This is a genomic window from Blautia sp. AF32-4BH (assembly GCF_003460565.1).
Taxonomy (GTDB): domain Bacteria; phylum Bacillota; class Clostridia; order Lachnospirales; family Lachnospiraceae; genus Fusicatenibacter; species Fusicatenibacter saccharivorans.
Window position 1 is genome coordinate 157498 of the sequence record NZ_QTVL01000001.1, and the last position, 17123, is coordinate 174620.

General features: G+C 50.2%; 16 protein-coding genes. 15 read left to right on the forward strand and 1 reads right to left on the reverse strand.

Translation table 11 applies throughout. From position 1 onward, the window contains the following. The first annotated feature begins 115 nt into the window (after positions 1–115). The 3 genes from DWZ44_RS00760 to DWZ44_RS00770 are packed head-to-tail and all read left to right on the forward strand — an operon-like array spanning position 116 to position 3589. On the forward strand, positions 116–1234 hold the full coding sequence (locus tag DWZ44_RS00760) for a GntR family transcriptional regulator (protein ID WP_117760372.1): 1119 nt from the start codon (positions 116–118) through the stop codon (positions 1232–1234). 32 nt (positions 1235–1266) lie between these two features. Next, on the forward strand, positions 1267–2859 hold the full coding sequence (locus DWZ44_RS00765) for a xylulokinase (protein ID WP_334291837.1): 1593 nt from the start codon (positions 1267–1269) through the stop codon (positions 2857–2859). Between the two features lie 34 nt (positions 2860–2893). Then, on the forward strand, positions 2894–3589 hold the full coding sequence (locus tag DWZ44_RS00770; protein WP_022461490.1) for an L-ribulose-5-phosphate 4-epimerase: 696 nt from the start codon (positions 2894–2896) through the stop codon (positions 3587–3589). Positions 3590–3703: 114 nt separating this feature from the next. Here DWZ44_RS00770 and DWZ44_RS00775 read toward each other — a convergent pair whose 3' ends face one another. Further along, on the reverse strand, positions 3704–4732 hold the full coding sequence (locus DWZ44_RS00775) for a LacI family DNA-binding transcriptional regulator (protein WP_055266684.1): 1029 nt from the start codon (positions 4730–4732) through the stop codon (positions 3704–3706). Between the two features lie 312 nt (positions 4733–5044). Between DWZ44_RS00775 and DWZ44_RS00780 the strand changes: the two genes are divergently transcribed. The 12 genes from DWZ44_RS00780 (at position 5045) to rseP (ending at position 17107) form a co-directional block, all read left to right on the forward strand. Further along, on the forward strand, positions 5045–6418 hold the full coding sequence (locus DWZ44_RS00780) for an ABC transporter substrate-binding protein (protein WP_117760371.1): 1374 nt from the start codon (positions 5045–5047) through the stop codon (positions 6416–6418). 27 nt (positions 6419–6445) lie between these two features. Beyond that, on the forward strand, positions 6446–7318 hold the full coding sequence (locus DWZ44_RS00785; protein ID WP_022461493.1) for a carbohydrate ABC transporter permease: 873 nt from the start codon (positions 6446–6448) through the stop codon (positions 7316–7318). Next, the gene (locus tag DWZ44_RS00790) at positions 7318–8178 is read left to right on the forward strand and encodes a carbohydrate ABC transporter permease (RefSeq protein WP_022461494.1); all 861 of its coding nucleotides are present in this window, start codon (positions 7318–7320) and stop codon (positions 8176–8178) included. The genes DWZ44_RS00785 and DWZ44_RS00790 overlap by 1 nt, the downstream gene beginning before the upstream one ends. 117 nt (positions 8179–8295) lie before the next feature. After that, positions 8296–9615, forward strand: a complete 1320-nt coding sequence (locus tag DWZ44_RS00795; RefSeq protein ID WP_117801219.1) for a glycoside hydrolase family 32 protein — start codon at positions 8296–8298, stop codon at positions 9613–9615. 134 nt (positions 9616–9749) lie between these two features. Then, complete coding sequence (locus DWZ44_RS00800) at positions 9750–11069, forward strand: aspartate kinase (RefSeq protein WP_117509063.1); 1320 nt, start codon at positions 9750–9752, stop codon at positions 11067–11069. A gap of 209 nt (positions 11070–11278) precedes the next feature. Then, the gene (locus DWZ44_RS00805; RefSeq protein WP_117760370.1) at positions 11279–11515 is read left to right on the forward strand and encodes a helix-turn-helix domain-containing protein; all 237 of its coding nucleotides are present in this window, start codon (positions 11279–11281) and stop codon (positions 11513–11515) included. A gap of 58 nt (positions 11516–11573) precedes the next feature. Then, the gene (gene pyrH / locus DWZ44_RS00810) at positions 11574–12272 is read left to right on the forward strand and encodes a UMP kinase (protein WP_022461497.1); all 699 of its coding nucleotides are present in this window, start codon (positions 11574–11576) and stop codon (positions 12270–12272) included. 210 nt (positions 12273–12482) lie between these two features. Beyond that, positions 12483–13001 carry a ribosome recycling factor gene (frr, locus tag DWZ44_RS00815; protein ID WP_373141022.1) on the forward strand — a complete coding sequence of 173 codons (519 nt, stop codon included), beginning with the start codon at positions 12483–12485 and terminating at the stop codon, positions 12999–13001. Between the two features lie 67 nt (positions 13002–13068). Beyond that, complete coding sequence (gene uppS / locus DWZ44_RS00820; protein ID WP_022461499.1) at positions 13069–13806, forward strand: polyprenyl diphosphate synthase; 738 nt, start codon at positions 13069–13071, stop codon at positions 13804–13806. Positions 13807–13811: 5 nt separating this feature from the next. Further along, positions 13812–14603: a phosphatidate cytidylyltransferase gene (locus DWZ44_RS00825; RefSeq protein WP_022461500.1), complete on the forward strand. Its 792-nt coding sequence runs from the start codon at positions 13812–13814 to the stop codon at positions 14601–14603. 50 nt (positions 14604–14653) lie between these two features. Beyond that, on the forward strand, positions 14654–15808 hold the full coding sequence (locus DWZ44_RS00830; protein ID WP_117760369.1) for a 1-deoxy-D-xylulose-5-phosphate reductoisomerase: 1155 nt from the start codon (positions 14654–14656) through the stop codon (positions 15806–15808). Positions 15809–15814: 6 nt separating this feature from the next. Then, on the forward strand, positions 15815–17107 hold the full coding sequence (gene rseP, locus DWZ44_RS00835) for an RIP metalloprotease RseP (RefSeq protein WP_117804039.1): 1293 nt from the start codon (positions 15815–15817) through the stop codon (positions 17105–17107). Positions 17108–17123: the final 16 nt, after the last annotated feature.

Here is a 17123-nt window from a genome sequence, read left to right on the forward strand (position 1 = left end):
ACCCACCCGCCCTCCCGATACTCCTGAGCGTCCCTTTCCCACAACAAAAATACAACTTGTTACAACAACCGTACAAGTTGTATTATAAATTCCAGAAAGGGGAATCACCAATCACATGGAACCAACCACCGGCAAAGCCAAATACTACACCCTGATGGAAGCCCTAAAAGAGCAGATTCTCTCCGGAACCATAAAACCCGGCCAGAAGCTTCCCTCCGAAAACGAACTGACCCGGGAATACGCCCTCTCACGCCACACTGTCCGAAAGGCCCTCGCTCTTCTCGAAAATGAAGGCTATATCACCGCCCAGCACGGCAAAGGAACCTTCTGCTCCGAGCGCGTAATCCAGCGTCATAATTCAAAAAACATCGCCGTTACCACCACCTACCTGTCCGACTACATCTTCCCCCGCCTCATCCAGGGAATGGATCGAGTGCTGAGCGAAAACGGCTACAGCATTATCTTAAAGAACACCTGCAACAGCCGCTCCAAAGAAGAAAAAGTCTTAAAAGAACTCCTCGACAAGCCCATCGACGGCCTCATCATCGAGCCGAGCAAAAGCCAGATCCTCTGCCGCCACATCAACTTGTACGAAATGCTGGACAAGTACCAGATCCCGTATGTCTTCATCCAGGGCTGCTACCCCCAGATGGCAGACAAGCCCTGCATTCTGATGGATGACTGCAAAGGCGGCTATCTGCTGACCCGGCACCTTTTAGAGACCGGCCGACGAAACATCATCGGCATCTTCAAGGCCGACGACAGCCAGGGTGCCCAGCGCCATAAAGGCTACGTGCAGGCGCTGCAGGAAAGCGGAATCCCATATGATCCCGAAAACGTCATCTGGTTTCACACCGAGGACCGGAAAACCAAACCGTCCCTGATGCTTTCCATGCTGCTCGACAGCAAAAAGTCCGTCGATGCCGCCGTCTGCTACAACGACCAGATCGCGCTCGCCGTCATCTCCATGCTGGAAGAAAAGGGAATCTCCGTGCCGGAAGACATCGCCGTCACCGGATACGACAACTCGCTGATCGGCCAGAGCAGTCCGATCGGGATCACGACCATTGCCCATCCGCAGGAAAAACTCGGTGAGATGGCAGCAGAGCTCATTCTCGAAAAAATCAGAAAAGTCCCGGAAGAAGAAAGCAGCGTCAAACGCCTGATTTCCCCGGAACTCATCGTAAGAGAATCCACTGCAGGAAAAAATCTGTCAACAGAGACGAAAAAATAGAAAAGAACCCAAGGGAGGAAAAAACAATGGGAATGGATGCAAAAACAGCAATCCTCGAACAGAAAACAGCACTTGGTATTGAGTTCGGCTCAACCAGAATCAAAGCCGTCCTGATCGGCGCAGACAACGCCCCGATTGCATCTGGAGATCACGAGTGGGAAAACCGCTACGACAACGGCGTGTGGACCTACACCCTCGAGGACATCTGGACGGGCCTGCAGGATGCATATACCAAAATGGCAGCTGATGTCAAAGAAAAATACGACATCACCCTGACCCGCGTCGGAGCCATCGGCTTCAGTGCCATGATGCACGGCTATATGGCATTTGACAAAGCAGGAAACCTCCTCGTGCCGTTCCGCACCTGGAGAAATAATATCACAGAAGAAGCAAGCGAGAAGCTGACCGATCTTTTCGGATTCCACATCCCGCAGAGATGGACTATCGCCCATCTGTATCAGGCAATCTTAAACGGTGAGCCGCATGTGGCAGATATCGACTATGTGACAACCCTTGCCGGATACATTCAGTGGAAAATGACCGGCGAGCGTGTCGTTGGTGTCGGCGAGGCATCTGGAATCTTTCCAATCGATTCTGAAACCAACACTTACTTTGCCGACATGATTGCCAAATTTGACGAGGCAGTCGCAGATAAAGCATATTCATGGAAAGCACTCGATGTTCTGCCGCACGTTCTGACCGCAGGTGACAATGCCGGTGTTCTGACAAAAGAAGGTGCCGCACTTCTCGACATGTCCGGAAATCTGGAAGCAGGCATTCCGCTCTGCCCGCCGGAGGGAGATGCCGGAACAGGTATGGCAGCAACAAACAGCGTCCGCGTCAGAACCGGAAACGTGTCTGCCGGAACTTCCGTTTTTGCTATGATCGTTCTGGAGAAGAACCTCTCCAAAGTATACCCGGAGATCGATATGGTAACAACCCCGTCCGGTCATCCGGTTGCCATGGTGCACTGCCAGAACTGTACTTCTGATCTGAATGCATGGGTCAATCTCTTCCGTGAATTTGCGCAGACCTTCGGCATGGAAATCAGCACGAATGATCTGTTCGGCAAGCTGTACAACAAAGCCCTGGAGGGCGACGCAGACTGCGGCGGACTCCTTGCCTACAACTACTTCTCCGGCGAGCACGTAACCGGCTTCAACGAGGGCCGTCCTGTCTTCGCACGTACTCCGGATGCGAAATTCAATCTGGCAAACTTTATGAGAGTCAACCTGTTTACTTCCCTTGGCGCCCTGAAAGTCGGCCTTGATATCCTGATGAAAGAGGAGCATGTGCAGGTCGACCAGATTCTCGGCCACGGCGGTCTCTTCAAGACAAAAGGTGTCGGCCAGAAGATCCTCGCAGGTGCCATCGACGCACCGGTTTCCGTTATGGAGACAGCAGGAGAGGGCGGAGCCTGGGGCATCGCACTGCTGGCTTCTTATATGATCAACAAAGAAGAGAATGAAACACTCGAGGATTACCTCGATGCAAAAGTCTTCGCAGGAAATGCCGGAACCAAGATGGATCCGGACCCGGCAGACGTCGCTGGATTTGAAGTATTCACCGAGCGCTACAAAAAAGGCCTGCCGATTGAGCGTGCAGCAGTAGAGAGCTTAAAATGAACCATCGTTTGGGAAAGACAGAAAGGACAACACAATGTTAGAAGAACTGAAAAAAAGAGTATACGAAGCCAACATGCTTCTTCCAAAATACGGACTGGTTACCTTTACCTGGGGGAATGTCAGCGAGATTGACCGGGAAAGCGGTCTGTTCGTCATCAAACCAAGCGGCGTGGATTACGACCTGCTGACACCGGACGATATGGTTGTCATGGATCTGAACGGAAACAAAGTAGAAGGACGCTACCGTCCGTCTTCTGACACCCCGACCCATCTGGAGCTGTACAAAGCATTTCCGGAGATCGGCGGCATTGTTCACACCCATTCCTCCTATGCGACAAGCTGGGCACAGGCGGGAAGAAGCATTCCGTGCTACGGAACAACCCATGCAGACTACATCTACGGTGAAGTACCGTGCCTGCGCTGCCTGACAAAAGAAGAGATTGACGAGGCATACGAGGAAAACACCGGCCATCTGATCGTCAATGAGTTCAAACGGATGGGAAAAGATGTAAAAGCCGTTCCGGCCGTTCTTTGCAAGAACCACGGACCGTTCACCTGGGGCAAAGATGCGCATGAGGCTGTTCACAATGCTGTTGTCCTCGAAGAGGTTGCCAAAATGGCATACCGTGCCGAGACCATCAACCCGAGAATCCAGCCGGCACCGCAGGAGCTGCAGGATAAACACTATTACCGTAAGCATGGTGCAAATGCTTATTACGGACAGAACTAAAAAAGAGTAAGAAGATAAGAAAAGTGTCATCCACAAGCTGCAGGGCACACAGCCCGCAGGTGGATGACACTTTTTTGATAAAAACATTTTTATGATAGAAATCTGCTTTTAAAATCAAGTGGTCGTCTGACGCCGGATCAGAAGCGGCGGAACGGTCTTGTGAACCGGCTCGGCAAGCGGCACCGGGTGGCGTTTTTTCCGTTCCTGCATCTGGGAGACCAGAAGGGAAACAGCCTCGTCTGCAATCTGGTCAATCTGCTGGCCGACAGTGCTGATCGGATAGATAGCCTGCTCGGAAATCGGCGCACCGTCGAAGCCGATGAGTTCGTAATCGTCCGGCAGGGTATGGTACTTGCGGATCAGAAGATTTAAAAGAATATTGGCATGATCATCGTTGGAGAGGAAGATGCCCTTTTTCTGACCGGCATATTTTTGTTCGATGTTGTCAAAGATTTCCTGCAGCGGTGCTGCGGCTTCCTGATAGGAGAGTCCAAAATCCCGAATGATAACCTTGTGCGGTACACCGGCCTTTACACAGGCATCCTGGAAACCGGCGAGACGGCGGTAGGCAGGAACATTTTCTTTGGTCGGTGAGTTCAGATGAATCAGGACATCACAGTGGTTATGAATCAGAAGCGAAGTCGCTTCGTACGCGCCGAGGTAGTTGTCTGTATTGACACTGCTGACGAACTGGTCTTCGCGCTCAATTGCAACGACCGGGATTTGCAGATCGGAGAGTTCGCGGGAGGAGAGTGTATGGGAGAGGACGATGAGGCCCTCGATTTTGTACGACATCAGCTCCTGAATGTAGCGGTGCTCCGTCTCATCGTGGCCGTTTCCGGCGAAGACGAGGAATTTATAGCCATATTTCTCATAAGAAGCAAGAATCTGATTCAGCATCTCGGAATAGTAGTTCATGGAGAGACTCGGGATCAGGACGCCGACAAATTCGGTCTGTCCGTTCGCGAGAATTTTTGCCACTTTGTTTTCTTTATAGTTCAGTTTATCCAGTGCATCGGAAATGATCTGCTGATTTTCCGGTGTCAGGGAATCCGGGTTGTTGAAATACCGGGAAATGGTTGTTTTGGAAAAATGCGTGTACTGTGCAATATCATTAAAGGTTACATTTTTTTTTCGTGCCATAAGTTCAAGTGTCCTTCCCTTCAAAAGTGTTGCGTGAATCATGTAAGCTTTCAGAAAAAAACAAATAATATATGAAGATAGTATAACATTTCTCGCCCGCCGGAACAAGCGGGAATCGGTTAAGTAACCGGTTTTGTAAAAGTTCCACAAAAGCCAAAAACAAAATTATGGAAAATCACGAAAAGTAAAGAAAATATTGACGAAACCCACTGTCAATGCTATGATAAAGACAACGAAAGTAACCGGTTACTTGACCGGTTACACAAAACGAAGGACAGGACCAGCTGTCCAGAGATAACAGGAGGAATTGTGATGAGAAAGAAATTTAGTGCCAGGGCGGCAGCTCTTGGAATGTCCGGCGTGCTTCTTACTTCTGCACTGACCGGATGCACCTTCGGCTTCGCAAGCGATCCGGATGACCCGAACGCAGTAAAAGAAGAAGTGCCGATCGACATGACCACCGATACCTTCCAGTACGATACGTCGCTTTCCGGAACGAGTATCGTCATCATGAACACAAAAGCAGAAATCCAGACAGCACTGGAAGAGATTGCAAAAGTGTTCGAGGAGAAAGCAGGCGTACATATTGAGATCATGCCGGTAACGGACGGCGATTCTCCTTATACCAAAGTAGTCAGCCTCTACAACTCCGGAAACCCGCCGACACTTTCCATTCTGGATACGACCGATGTCATTGCACTGGCAGAAGAAAAAGCAGCCGACTTAAGCAATGAAGCATGGACCGGTGAGGCAGAAGAGTACCTGACCAAAATCAACGGAAAGGTTTACAGCTTCCCGCTCTGTATCGAGGGCCGCGGTATTATCTACAACAAGAGCGTGATTGAAGATACCTTAGGTACCGAGTTCGATCCATCCGATATCAAAACCCAGGACGATTTCGCAGCACTTCTCCAGAGCCTGCGGGACAACGGAATGAAGAATCCGATCTCCATGGCAAAAGAAGACTGGTCCCTTGGAGCACACCAGCTGCAGTACATCTACGAGACATACAACGGAACCTCCGACGGTGCAGCAGAAGTCATCAACGAGCTGAAGGACGGAACCTTATATCTGCCGGACTACACCCGCATGAACGAGTTCCTGAATACCTTTGACCTGTTAAAAGAGTACAACGTAGCAAAGGGCGATCCACTCGGCGCAGATTACGATGAGATGGCAATTGACCTGGCAGACGGAAAAACCGCTTTCTGGTTCAACGGAAACTGGGCATGGCCGAACCTTGAGGAGGCAGGAGCCGAGACGACCGACGAGTACGGTTTCCTTCCATACTTCCTGAACAATGATCCGGACGACTTCGTCAACAGCAAAATCCAGGCATCCCCGTCCAAACAGATCATGCTGGATGATATCGTGGCTACCGACGAGCAGAAAGCAGCAGCAAAAGAGTTCCTGAACTGGCTGGTTTACAGTGAGATCGGACAGCAGATGGTTGTAAAGACCTGCAGCCTGATCCCTCCGTTTAAAAACAACCCGAACGAGCCAAGCGATCCGTTAAGCCGCGACATTTACGAAAAAGTACAGAACGGCGGAGCATTCAACGCATCTGCGATCGTGCCGAACGATCACTGGTCTGTCCTTGGTGCGGCAATGCAGAAATATCTGGCCGGAAGAAGTGACCGCGAGGAACTGATAGATTCCATCCAGGCATACTGGGATGAGCAGTAAGCCGGAGGATATGAAGGAGGAACGAAAATGAAATCAAGCAACAAGGGAAAAGATTTCTGTGTATTTGCGCTGCCGGGCCTGTTCTGCTTCCTGGCAGTCGTCATGGTACCGTTTATCTACGGTATTTACCTGACCTTAACCGACTGGAACGGTGTTTCCAGCGTGAAAAACTTTGTAGGACTTTCCAACTTTGCAGCCGTTATGCGCGACGCGCAGTTCTGGAAATCCCTGCTGTTAACCTTTAAATATGTCATTGCGGTTGTTGTTCTCGTCAATGTGATCGCCTTTTTACTGGCTTACATCCTGACCCGCGGCATCAAAGGTCAGAACTTCTTCCGCGCCGGATTTTTCACCCCGAACCTGATCGGCGGTATCGTACTTGGATACATCTGGCAGTTCGTATTCTCCCGTGTTTTCGTCAGCATCGGTGAGACCACAGGATGGAGCCTGTTTGAAATTTCCTGGCTTTCTACCCCGAACAAAGCATTTGCAGCGCTGGTGCTCGTTTCAGTATGGCAGCTGGCAGGCTATATGATCCTGATCTACGTTGCCGGCTTTATGGGACTTTCCGAGGACGTGCTCGAGGCGGCAAGCATCGACGGTGCATCCGGCTGGGTAAAAATGAAAAACATTATCCTTCCGCTGATGATGTCCTCCGTTACTATCTGCCTCTTCCTGACCCTGTCCCGTGCGTTCATGGTATACGATGTCAACCTGTCCTTAACCGGCGGTGCTCCGTACGGAACCACCGAGATGGCAGCCATGCACGTATATGAGAAAGCATTCACATCGAGACAGTTCGGTGTCGGCCAGGCAGAAGCCTTTATCCTGTTTATCATTGTAGCCTGCATCAGCGGTATTCAGGTATACACCACCAAGAAGAGGGAGGTTGAAGCATAATGAATCAGAAGAAAATTGGCGGAACAAAGAAAAAAGTAACTGACGCGCTGGCTATGCTCCTTATGATCATCGTTTTCTGTGCGTTCATGTTCCCGTTTGTCATGGTTATCATCAACTCCTTAAAACAGAAACGTGATATCATCAAGAGCCCGTTCTCCTGGCTGTTTACGATCAAAGGTCTTTCGTTTGACAACTTTGTAAAAGCATTCAATCAGATGAACTTCCTGAATGCCTTCAAGAACTCTCTGGTTGTAACCGTAACAGCAACCGTACTGGTTACGGTACTCGCAGCCATGCTGGCTTACTACATCGTGCGTAATGTCAACGTATTTTCCAATATCATCTTTGCACTGATGGTTGCATCCATGATCATTCCGTTCCAGGCAATCATGATCCCGCTTGTCAGTGTATACGGCGGAACCTTAAACATTCTGAACCACAGACTGACCCTGATCTTCATGCACACCGGATTTTCCATGGCGATGTCCGTGTTCATGTTCCACGGATTCATCCGCGGAAGTATCCCGCTGGCGCTGGAGGAGGCCGCTTACATCGACGGCTGTACCCACACCCAGACCTTCTTCCGCATCGTGTTCCCGCTGTTAAAGCCGATCATTTCCACCATGGTAATCATGAATGCGATGGCATTCTGGAATGACTTCCTGCTGCCGTCCCTGGTGCTGACCGACAAAAAGCTGCTGACTCTGCCGCTTTCCACCTACAGCTTCTACGGAACTTACTCCGCAGATTACGGAACCATCATGGCAGGTCTTCTGCTCTGCGTCATCCCGATCCTGATTCTGTACGTGGCACTGCAGAAACAGATCATCAACGGTGTCGTAGCCGGAGCAGTCAAATAAGTAAATCATAGAAATCAAGAACAAGCCGGGCAAAGGAGGGCGGAATTAAAAATGCTTTCTTTTTCCGGCTTTTCTTATCAGAGACAACAAGAAAGAGACAGAAAGGAAATCAAACACATGAAAAACAGATTACACGTAAAAGCGCCGGGCAACTGGGTGAATGACCCGAACGGCATGATTTATTATAAGGGACAGTATCATCTTTTTTATCAGCATTTTCCGTACGCGCCGCGCTGGGGCACCATGCACTGGGGCCATGCGGTGAGTCCGGATCTGATTCACTGGGAGCATGTCGGCGTTGCCCTGTTCCCGAGTCTTTCCGAGGACCAGAACGGCTGCTTTTCCGGAAGCGCAGTAGAAGAGAACGGCGTGATGCATCTCTTTTACACGGGTGTTCACTATAATCAGGTAAATCCGAAGGATATTCATCAGTGCCTTGATCAGGATTTTACCTCGGCGCAGCTTCACCTTACTTCGAAGGACGGTATGCATTTTGATGTCTTCGGGGATAAGGAGGTTGTTATCCCGGCACTCACCGATCCGGAAATCGGCGACAATACGCACACGCGTGACCCGAAAGTCTGGAAGGGAAGCGACGCATGGTATATGGTGCTTGGAAGCACGACGAAGGATCACAAGGGCGAGGCATTATTCTATAAGAGTGAGGATCTTTCCCACTGGCATCTGGCCGGACAGGCGACGACGAAACAGAAGCTCGGCTGGATGTGGGAGTGCCCGGATCTCTTTAACGTAAACGGACGCAGCGTTTTTGTATTCTCCCCGATGGAACTGATCGAGGACCCCGACGGCTATGCGGATCGGGCGATCTGTATGCTGCCTGAGTTTGATGAAAAAACCTGCACAATGAAATTTCCGGAGAACTGGCAGCTTCTGGACTGCGGCGGTGACCTCTATGCACCGCAGACCATGACGGATGCGGACGGAAACCGGATTTCCATCGCATGGCTTCGGATGCCGGAACCGGTAGATGGTATATGGCAAGGCATGTTCTGCCTGCCGCGTGTGGTGGATGTACAGAACGATCATATTTACTTCCGTGTTCTGCCTGCGATCCGCGACGGATTCTGCAAAAAGACGGATTCCCTCGTTTCGGCATGCGGAGAGTGTGCCATGATCCGCGCCGAATTAAAAGAGGGTGAGAGCCTGGAAATCGGCGGCTATAAGATCTGGCGGCAGAGCGGAAAAGTCTGCGCAGACCGCACGGATGTCTATCCATCCGGTGCAAAAGGATGGCTTCATGCCGAGACGCCGCAGTTAAAAGAGGGCGATCTTCTTGAGATTTTCGTGGATCCGAATATGATCGAAATTTATGCAAACAACGGCGAGTACGTATTAAGCCAGGCGGTTTACGGGCTTGGAGAGACATTCTCCTATAAAATGGAGAAAAAACCGGAAATTTATCTGTGGAATGAATGAATCAGCCAAAAAAGTTCTTGACGCATACGGGATTTTGTTCTAATCTAGTACGTAACAGCTTTCTAACGTTAAAGTGACGGGCTGAAAAACGAGATTTCGAAAGATATCCGAAAAGAACGCAAGGAGAGATTATTATGAAGAAAGTAGTAAAATTCGGCGGCAGCTCCCTCGCGAGCGCAGAGCAGTTTAAGAAGGTCGGAGACATCATCCGCGCAGATGAGGGAAGAAGATACGTGGTACCTTCCGCTCCTGGAAAACGAAATTCTGCTGATACGAAAGTAACCGATATGCTGTATGACTGCTATCGCACTGCAGTTGCCGGAAGAGATTTCAAGAAGAAACTGCAGAACATCAAAGCGAGATATCAGGAGATCATCGACGGTCTGAACCTCAGCCTGGATCTTTCCCCGGAATTTGAAAAAATCGCAGAAAACTTTGCCGCAGCAGCCGGAGAGGACTACGCCGCATCCCGCGGAGAGTACCTGAACGGTATCGTGATGGCAAATTATCTGGGATATACGTATATTGATTCTGCAGAAGTGATCTGCTTCGACGAGAACGGAAACTTCCTTGCAGACAAGACTGACGAAGTGCTCTCCGAGCGTTTAAAAGATCTGGATAACGCAGTCGTTCCTGGATTCTACGGCGCAAAACCGGACGGAAGCGTAAAAACCTTCTCCCGCGGCGGATCCGATATCACTGGTTCCATCGTGGCAAAGGCCGTACACGCTGACATCTACGAGAACTGGACCGATGTTTCCGGTTTCCTGGTAACCGATCCGCGTATCGTCAAGGATCCGGAAGTCATTTCCACCATTACCTATCGTGAGCTGCGTGAGCTTTCCTACATGGGAGCTACCGTCCTTCATGAGGACTCCATCTTCCCACTCCGTCAGGAGGGAATCCCGATCCACGTGCTGAACACCAACGCACCACAGGATCCGGGAACCATGATCGTGGAGAATACCTGCAGTAAACCGAAATTTACAATCACCGGTATCGCAGGAAAGAAAGGCTTCGCATCCATCACGATTGAGAAGAGCATGATGAATACCGAGATTGGCTTTGGCAGAAAAGTACTTGGCGTCTTTGAGGATAACAATCTTTCCTTTGAGCATATGCCGTCCGGCATCGATACCATGACGGTATTTGTTCATCAGAGTGAGTTTGCAGCAAAAGAACAGCAGGTTATCGCAGGACTGCATCGTGCCGTACAGCCGGATTCTATTGATCTTGAATCCGATCTGGCGCTGATCGCTGTTGTAGGCCGCGGCATGAGAAGAACGAGAGGCACTGCCGGAAGAATCTTCTCCGCACTGGCACACGCACACGTCAACGTTAAGATGATCGATCAGGGTTCCAGTGAGCTTAACATCATCATCGGCGTGGAGAATCGCGATTTTGAGACGGCAATCAAAGCAATCTATGATATCTTTGTCGTAGCACAGATCTAAAATGAATCTATAAAAAATCTCTGTCAGGAGTCTGAACTTCCGACAGAGATTTTTTTATGGTTTTTATGCCGCCGTATCGCGGGATTCTTTTCGAATGGTGAATGTAAAAATACAGATTACCACACAGCAGATGATCCAGGTCGTCGGTTCGCAGAAGCAGACGGCGCGGTATCCGATCGACGGGACGAGAAACAGGGCGAAGAGTATAAATGCACATCAAAGAGATGATGTCCTGGGTGGAAAGCCATCTGACGGAGCCGCTCACTTTAAAAGAAATCGCCGCAAGCGTTCACCTCTCTCCACGGGAATGTCAGCGGATTTTCAAAGCGTATCTGCACCGGACGCCGATGGAATATCTGCAGTGGAGACGGATTCTCGCAGCGGCAGACAATCTGCGGAACACAAACGAATTTTGCCCTTGTCGTTTTTGGGAACAGATGGTATAATCATTTCATAAATGCAAGACATTTGTGAAAAAATATCATAAAGGAACGAGGATGCAAGATGAAACGACGAGTATTACTGAAATTGAGCGGAGAAGCTCTTGCAGGAGAGAAACACACCGGTTTTGACGAGCCGACCGTCACAAAAGTGGCAAAACAGGTAAAAACTCTGGTAGACCAGGGGATTGAAGTCGGCATCGTAATCGGAGGAGGAAACTTCTGGAGAGGACGCAGTTCCGAAAATATCGACCGTACCAAAGCAGACCAGATCGGTATGCTGGCAACCGTTATGAACTGTATCTATGTATCAGAAATCTTCCGTTCCCAGGGAATGATGACCGCAGTTCTGACTCCATTCCCATGCGGAGAGTTCACAAAAGGATTTTCCAAAGACCGTGCAAACAAATATTTCCAGCACAACATGGTTGTATTCTTTGCCGGCGGTACAGGCCATCCATATTTCTCAACCGATACGGCAACCGTACTTCGCGCGATTGAGATCGAGGCAGACGAGATTCTGCTTGCAAAAGCAGTAGACGGTGTCTACGACAGCGATCCGAAAACAAACCCGGATGCAAAGAAATTTGACGAGATTTCCATTCAGGAAGTCATTGAAAAGGATCTGAAAGTGGTAGATATGACCGCATCCATCCTTTGCAAGGAAAACAAAATGCCGATGCTGGTATTTGGTTTAAATGAAGAGAACAGCATTGTAAATGCTGCAAACGGAAAAATTAACGGCACAAGAGTAACGGTATAATTAATAAAAATTCAGCAGTAAAACACTTGCTGTTTTACTGCGTAAGAAAATGATTCAGGTGTGAGCAGCTCTCCTTTTGCGAAGCAAAACTTTAAATGAGAGCTGCGAATGTCACAGTTCGCAGAACTGTGACCGTATAAGAGATAGCAGGAGGACAAATTTAATATGGCAAATCAGATCGACGAGAGAGTAAAACCGTTTGAGGTAAAAATGGGCAAATCCATTGCAAGCCTCGATTCCGAATTCGGAACCATCCGCGCAGGCCGTGCAAACCCGCACGTACTGGACCGCATTACTGTAGATTACTATGGAACACCGACTCCGCTGCAGCAGGTGGCAAACATCTCTGTTCCGGAAGCACGTATGATCCAGATCCAGCCGTGGGAAGCATCCCTGGTAAAAGAGATCGAGAAAGCGATCATGATGTCTGACCTTGGCATCAACCCGTCCGATGACGGAAGAGTCATCCGTCTGGTATTCCCGGAGCTTACCGAGGACCGTCGTAAAGAGCTGGTAAAAGAGGTAAAGAAAAAAGCAGAGGGCGCAAAGGTAGCCATCCGCAACATCCGCCGCGATGCCAATGATGCGTTCAAGAAACTTGCCAAAGAGGACGTTTCCGAGGACGAAATCAAAGAGCTCGAGGAGCAGACCCAGAAATTAACAGACAAATATATCAAAGAAGTAGATCAGATGGTGGACGTAAAATCCAAAGAAATTATGACCGTGTAATACAAAGAAAACGAGGGGCTGCCTGTCATTTGCAGGCAGCCTGTTATCGTTTACGGAGGAAAAAAGTATGGATAATGAATTAAAAGTGCCGAATCACATCGCCATCATCCTGGACGGAAACGGCAGATGGGCGAAAAAACGCAATATGCCGCGCGGCTACGGCCATATCGTCGGATGCGACAATCTGGAAAAAATGTGTGACGTGATTAAAGACATGGGTGTCAAATATCTGACCGTCTATGCGTTCTCAACCGAGAACTGGAAACGCTCCCGCGCCGAGGTGGAGGGCCTCTTAAAGCTGTTCCGCCAGTATCTGAAACGATGCATCAAAAAAGCACATAAAAATCAGATGCGCGTCAAAATCATCGGAGATCCGAGCGCATTCCCGCAGGATATTCAGGACAGCATTCATGAACTGGAGGAGTGCTCCAAAGATTACGATCACATGTACTTCCAGATCGCAATGAACTACGGTTCCCGCGATGAGATTCTGCGCGGCATGACCCGCATGATCGAGGATGTGAAAAACGGAACTCTCGCAGAGAATGCGTTTGATGAGAACGGAAAACTGACGGAGCAGTGTTTTGAGAGCTACCTCGACACCGCCGGAATCCCGGATCCAGATCTTCTGATCCGTACAAGCGGCGAGCAGCGCCTTTCCAACTACCTGATGTGGCAGCTGGCCTACACGGAATTTTACTTTACCGAGGTTCCGTGGCCGGATTTCCACGAAGAGGAATTGAGAAAAGCCATCGAACAATATAATAACAGAGACCGGCGTTACGGCGGCGTGAAGGAGGAATAAAAAAGATGTTTAAGACAAGACTGTTAAGCGGCATCGTGCTCGTCCTTGTGGCGCTGCTTACGATCTGCAGCGGCGGAACTGTGCTCTATATGACGGTTCTGTGCCTGTCGCTGATCGGTGCAGGAGAGCTGTTCCGCGTGATGAAGGTAAGAGAAGATAAATGGAATCTGTTGGAAATTACGGGCTATGCGGGCGTTGTGATTTTCTATCTGTCCCTGCTGCTTCATGACCCGATGTACCAGATGCTCGCGCTGATCCTGGATCTCGTGCTTCTGATGGCAGTATACGTATTTACTTATCCGAAATACAACGCCAATCAGGTGATGCCGGCGTTCTTTGCGATTGTCTATGTCGGCGTAATGCTTTCCTATGTATATCAGACCCGTATGCTGGACGGCGGAAAATTCCATGTATGGCTGATTTTCCTGTGCTCCTGGGGCTGCGATACGTGTGCATACTGTGTCGGCGTACTCTTTGGAAAACATAAAATGGCGCCGGTTTTAAGCCCGAAAAAATCCGTAGAAGGAGCTGTCGGCGGTGTCGTCGGAGCGATTCTGCTCGGCATCATCTATGCGGCTGCGACAAAGGGCGGCATGGTGGAATACGCCATCATCTGCGGTGTCGGCGCGCTGATCTCCATGGTCGGAGACCTTGCGGCATCCGCAATCAAACGAAATCAGGGCATCAAGGATTACGGAAAGCTGATTCCGGGCCACGGCGGTATTCTTGACCGCTTCGACAGCGTGATCTTTACCGCACCGATCATCTATTTCCTGTCGGTGCTTCTGATTCATTAAAAAAGCTTCCCCTACAGCATAAACGGGAAGCAGATGGGAGAAACTGGAATATGAAGAAAATAGCAATTCTTGGTTCAACCGGTTCGATCGGAACCCAGACCCTCGATGTCGTGCGTGCCAACGGCGATCTTGAGGTGGTCGGCATCAGCGCCGGAAGTAATATTACACTGCTTGAGCAGCAGATCCGGGAATTTCATCCGAAGTTTGCGGCAGTCGGCGATGAGGCGAAAGCGGCAGAACTCCGTGACAGAGTGAAGGATCTTCCTGTAAAAATCGGCAGCGGCATGGACGGCATGATCGAGCTTGCCACGATGCCGGAGAGCGAAATCCTTGTGACAGCGATCGTCGGCATGATCGGCATTCGCCCGACGGTTGCGGCGATGAAGGCAGGAAAAGACATTGCACTGGCAAACAAAGAGACACTGGTAACGGCGGGACACATTATTATGCCGCTGGCAGAGGAATGCGGTGTGCAGATCCTTCCGGTGGACAGTGAGCACTCGGCGATTTTCCAGTGCCTGCACGGGGAAAACAGAAAAGAAATTGAAAAACTTCTGATTACTGCATCCGGCGGTCCGTTCCGCGGAAAAACAAGAGCGGAGCTCGAAAACGTAACGGTAGAGCAGGCGCTCCGTCATCCGAACTGGTCGATGGGGCACAAGATCACGATTGATTCCGCGACACTCGTTAACAAAGGACTGGAAGTCATGGAAGCAAAATGGCTGTTCGGTGTTGATCTCGACCACATCCAGGTTGTGGTACAGCCAAAGAGCATTATCCATTCCATGGTAGAATTTAAAGACGGCGCTGTCATGGCACAGCTTGGCACACCGGATATGAAACTGCCGATCCAGTACGCACTGTATTACCCGGAGCGCCGCTTCCTTGCAGGCGACCGCCTCGACTTTGCGGCGCTGACACAGATCACGTTTGAAGAACCGAATATGGATACCTTCCTCGGCCTTCCGATGGCAATGCAGGCGTCCCGGACGGGCGGCTCCATGCCGACGGTCTTCAATGCGGCAAATGAACGCGCCGTTGCACTGTTCCTCGCGAAGAAGATCCGTTTCCTCGAGATTTACGACGTGATCGCCGGTGCAATGGAAGCACACAAAACGATTGCCGATCCGACGCTGGAGCAGATTCTCGCGGCGGAGCAGGAGACGTATGAATGGATTGCGAACAGATATAAGATGGGAGAATAAGACAGCATGATTGTAAAAATCCTGATAGCCGTACTCATTTTCGGAATCACCGTCATTATCCATGAGCTGGGGCATTTTCTTTTGGCGAAAGCGAATGGTATTACCGTGACGGAATTTTCGATCGGCTTTGGCCCGACGGTGGTAAAGACAGAAAAAGGAGGAACGGTCTATTCCTTAAAACTTCTGCCTTTCGGCGGTGCGTGCCAGATGCTCGGCGAGGACGGTGAAGAGGAGGGGGAAGGAACCTTTAACAGCAAATCCGTGTGGGCAAGAATTTCCGTCGTTGCGGCGGGACCGGTGTTCAACATGATTCTGGCATTTTTCTGCGCAATCTTTGTGATCAGTTACGCGGGAAGTTCCCCGGCGCGCGTCACAGAAGTGGCAGACGGTTCGCCGGAGGCAGAGGCAGGCCTGGAAGCGGGAGATATCATCACTTCCTATGAAGGAAGACATATTTCCATCGGAAAAGAGCTGAACTCTGTGATGACGGTACGGGGTGTGCCGACGGATGAGATTACGCTGGAGGTTAAAAAGGCCGACGGGGAAAAGAAAACGATCACATATGAACCGACGGTGACAACGCGGTATATGATGGGCTTTAACTACGATGACTGTGACCGCGGCATGGAATTCACGTATGTGCAGCAGAATATGCCGCTTGCCGCTGCGGGTGTTGTCGCGGGCGACCTGCTCGTATCGATCAACGGAGCGCCGATCACCTGTGTGGCAGATTTTACTGCTTACCAGACAGAGCATCCTTTCGATGGAAGCGCTGTGACGCTGGAGTATGAGCACAGCGGAAAGACGAAAGAGATTACGGTGACACCGGTTGAAAATACGTATGCGAATGTACAGTTTTCGTATCAGCTCCGGGAGAAACAGTCCCCGATCGGCGTGCTGAAATACAGCGTGCTGGAGATCAAATACTGGGTGCGCACCGTCATTGACAGCGTCAGTATGCTGATCACCGGACAGTATTCTGTGAACGATCTTTCCGGCCCGGTCGGCGTGGTGGATGCGATCGGAACCGCCTATGATGATGTAAAATCGCAGGGCGTTTTGGTTACGGTGATGACGATGCTGAACATGGTGATTCTGCTGTCATCGAACCTTGGCGTCATGAACCTGCTGCCGCTCCCGGCACTCGACGGCGGACGGCTTGTTTTTCTGATCATAGAAGCCATCCGCAGAAAACCAATCCGGCGAGAACTGGAGGGTATGGTTCACTTCGCGGGCCTGGTGCTTCTGATGGCGTTGATGGTCTACGTCATGATCCACGACGTCCAGCGGATCCTGTAAATCGAAAAATGAAAAG

Bases quoted from the DNA above. Each gene is read 5' to 3' on its own strand.
- DWZ44_RS00760 (WP_117760372.1), top strand. From the start codon at position 116: ATGGAACCAACCACCGGCAAAGCCAAATACTACACCCTGATGGAAGCC.
- DWZ44_RS00765 (WP_334291837.1), top strand. From the start codon at position 1,267: ATGGATGCAAAAACAGCAATCCTCGAACAGAAAACAGCACTTGGTATT.
- DWZ44_RS00770 (WP_022461490.1), top strand. From the start codon at position 2,894: ATGTTAGAAGAACTGAAAAAAAGAGTATACGAAGCCAACATGCTTCTT.
- DWZ44_RS00775 (WP_055266684.1), bottom strand. From the start codon at position 4,732: ATGGCACGAAAAAAAAATGTAACCTTTAATGATATTGCACAGTACACG.
- DWZ44_RS00780 (WP_117760371.1), top strand. From the start codon at position 5,045: ATGAGAAAGAAATTTAGTGCCAGGGCGGCAGCTCTTGGAATGTCCGGC.
- DWZ44_RS00785 (WP_022461493.1), top strand. From the start codon at position 6,446: ATGAAATCAAGCAACAAGGGAAAAGATTTCTGTGTATTTGCGCTGCCG.
- DWZ44_RS00790 (WP_022461494.1), top strand. From the start codon at position 7,318: ATGAATCAGAAGAAAATTGGCGGAACAAAGAAAAAAGTAACTGACGCG.
- DWZ44_RS00795 (WP_117801219.1), top strand. From the start codon at position 8,296: ATGAAAAACAGATTACACGTAAAAGCGCCGGGCAACTGGGTGAATGAC.
- DWZ44_RS00800 (WP_117509063.1), top strand. From the start codon at position 9,750: ATGAAGAAAGTAGTAAAATTCGGCGGCAGCTCCCTCGCGAGCGCAGAG.
- DWZ44_RS00805 (WP_117760370.1), top strand. From the start codon at position 11,279: ATGCACATCAAAGAGATGATGTCCTGGGTGGAAAGCCATCTGACGGAG.
- pyrH (WP_022461497.1), top strand. From the start codon at position 11,574: ATGAAACGACGAGTATTACTGAAATTGAGCGGAGAAGCTCTTGCAGGA.
- frr (WP_373141022.1), top strand. From the start codon at position 12,483: ATGGGCAAATCCATTGCAAGCCTCGATTCCGAATTCGGAACCATCCGC.
- uppS (WP_022461499.1), top strand. From the start codon at position 13,069: ATGGATAATGAATTAAAAGTGCCGAATCACATCGCCATCATCCTGGAC.
- DWZ44_RS00825 (WP_022461500.1), top strand. From the start codon at position 13,812: ATGTTTAAGACAAGACTGTTAAGCGGCATCGTGCTCGTCCTTGTGGCG.
- DWZ44_RS00830 (WP_117760369.1), top strand. From the start codon at position 14,654: ATGAAGAAAATAGCAATTCTTGGTTCAACCGGTTCGATCGGAACCCAG.
- rseP (WP_117804039.1), top strand. From the start codon at position 15,815: ATGATTGTAAAAATCCTGATAGCCGTACTCATTTTCGGAATCACCGTC.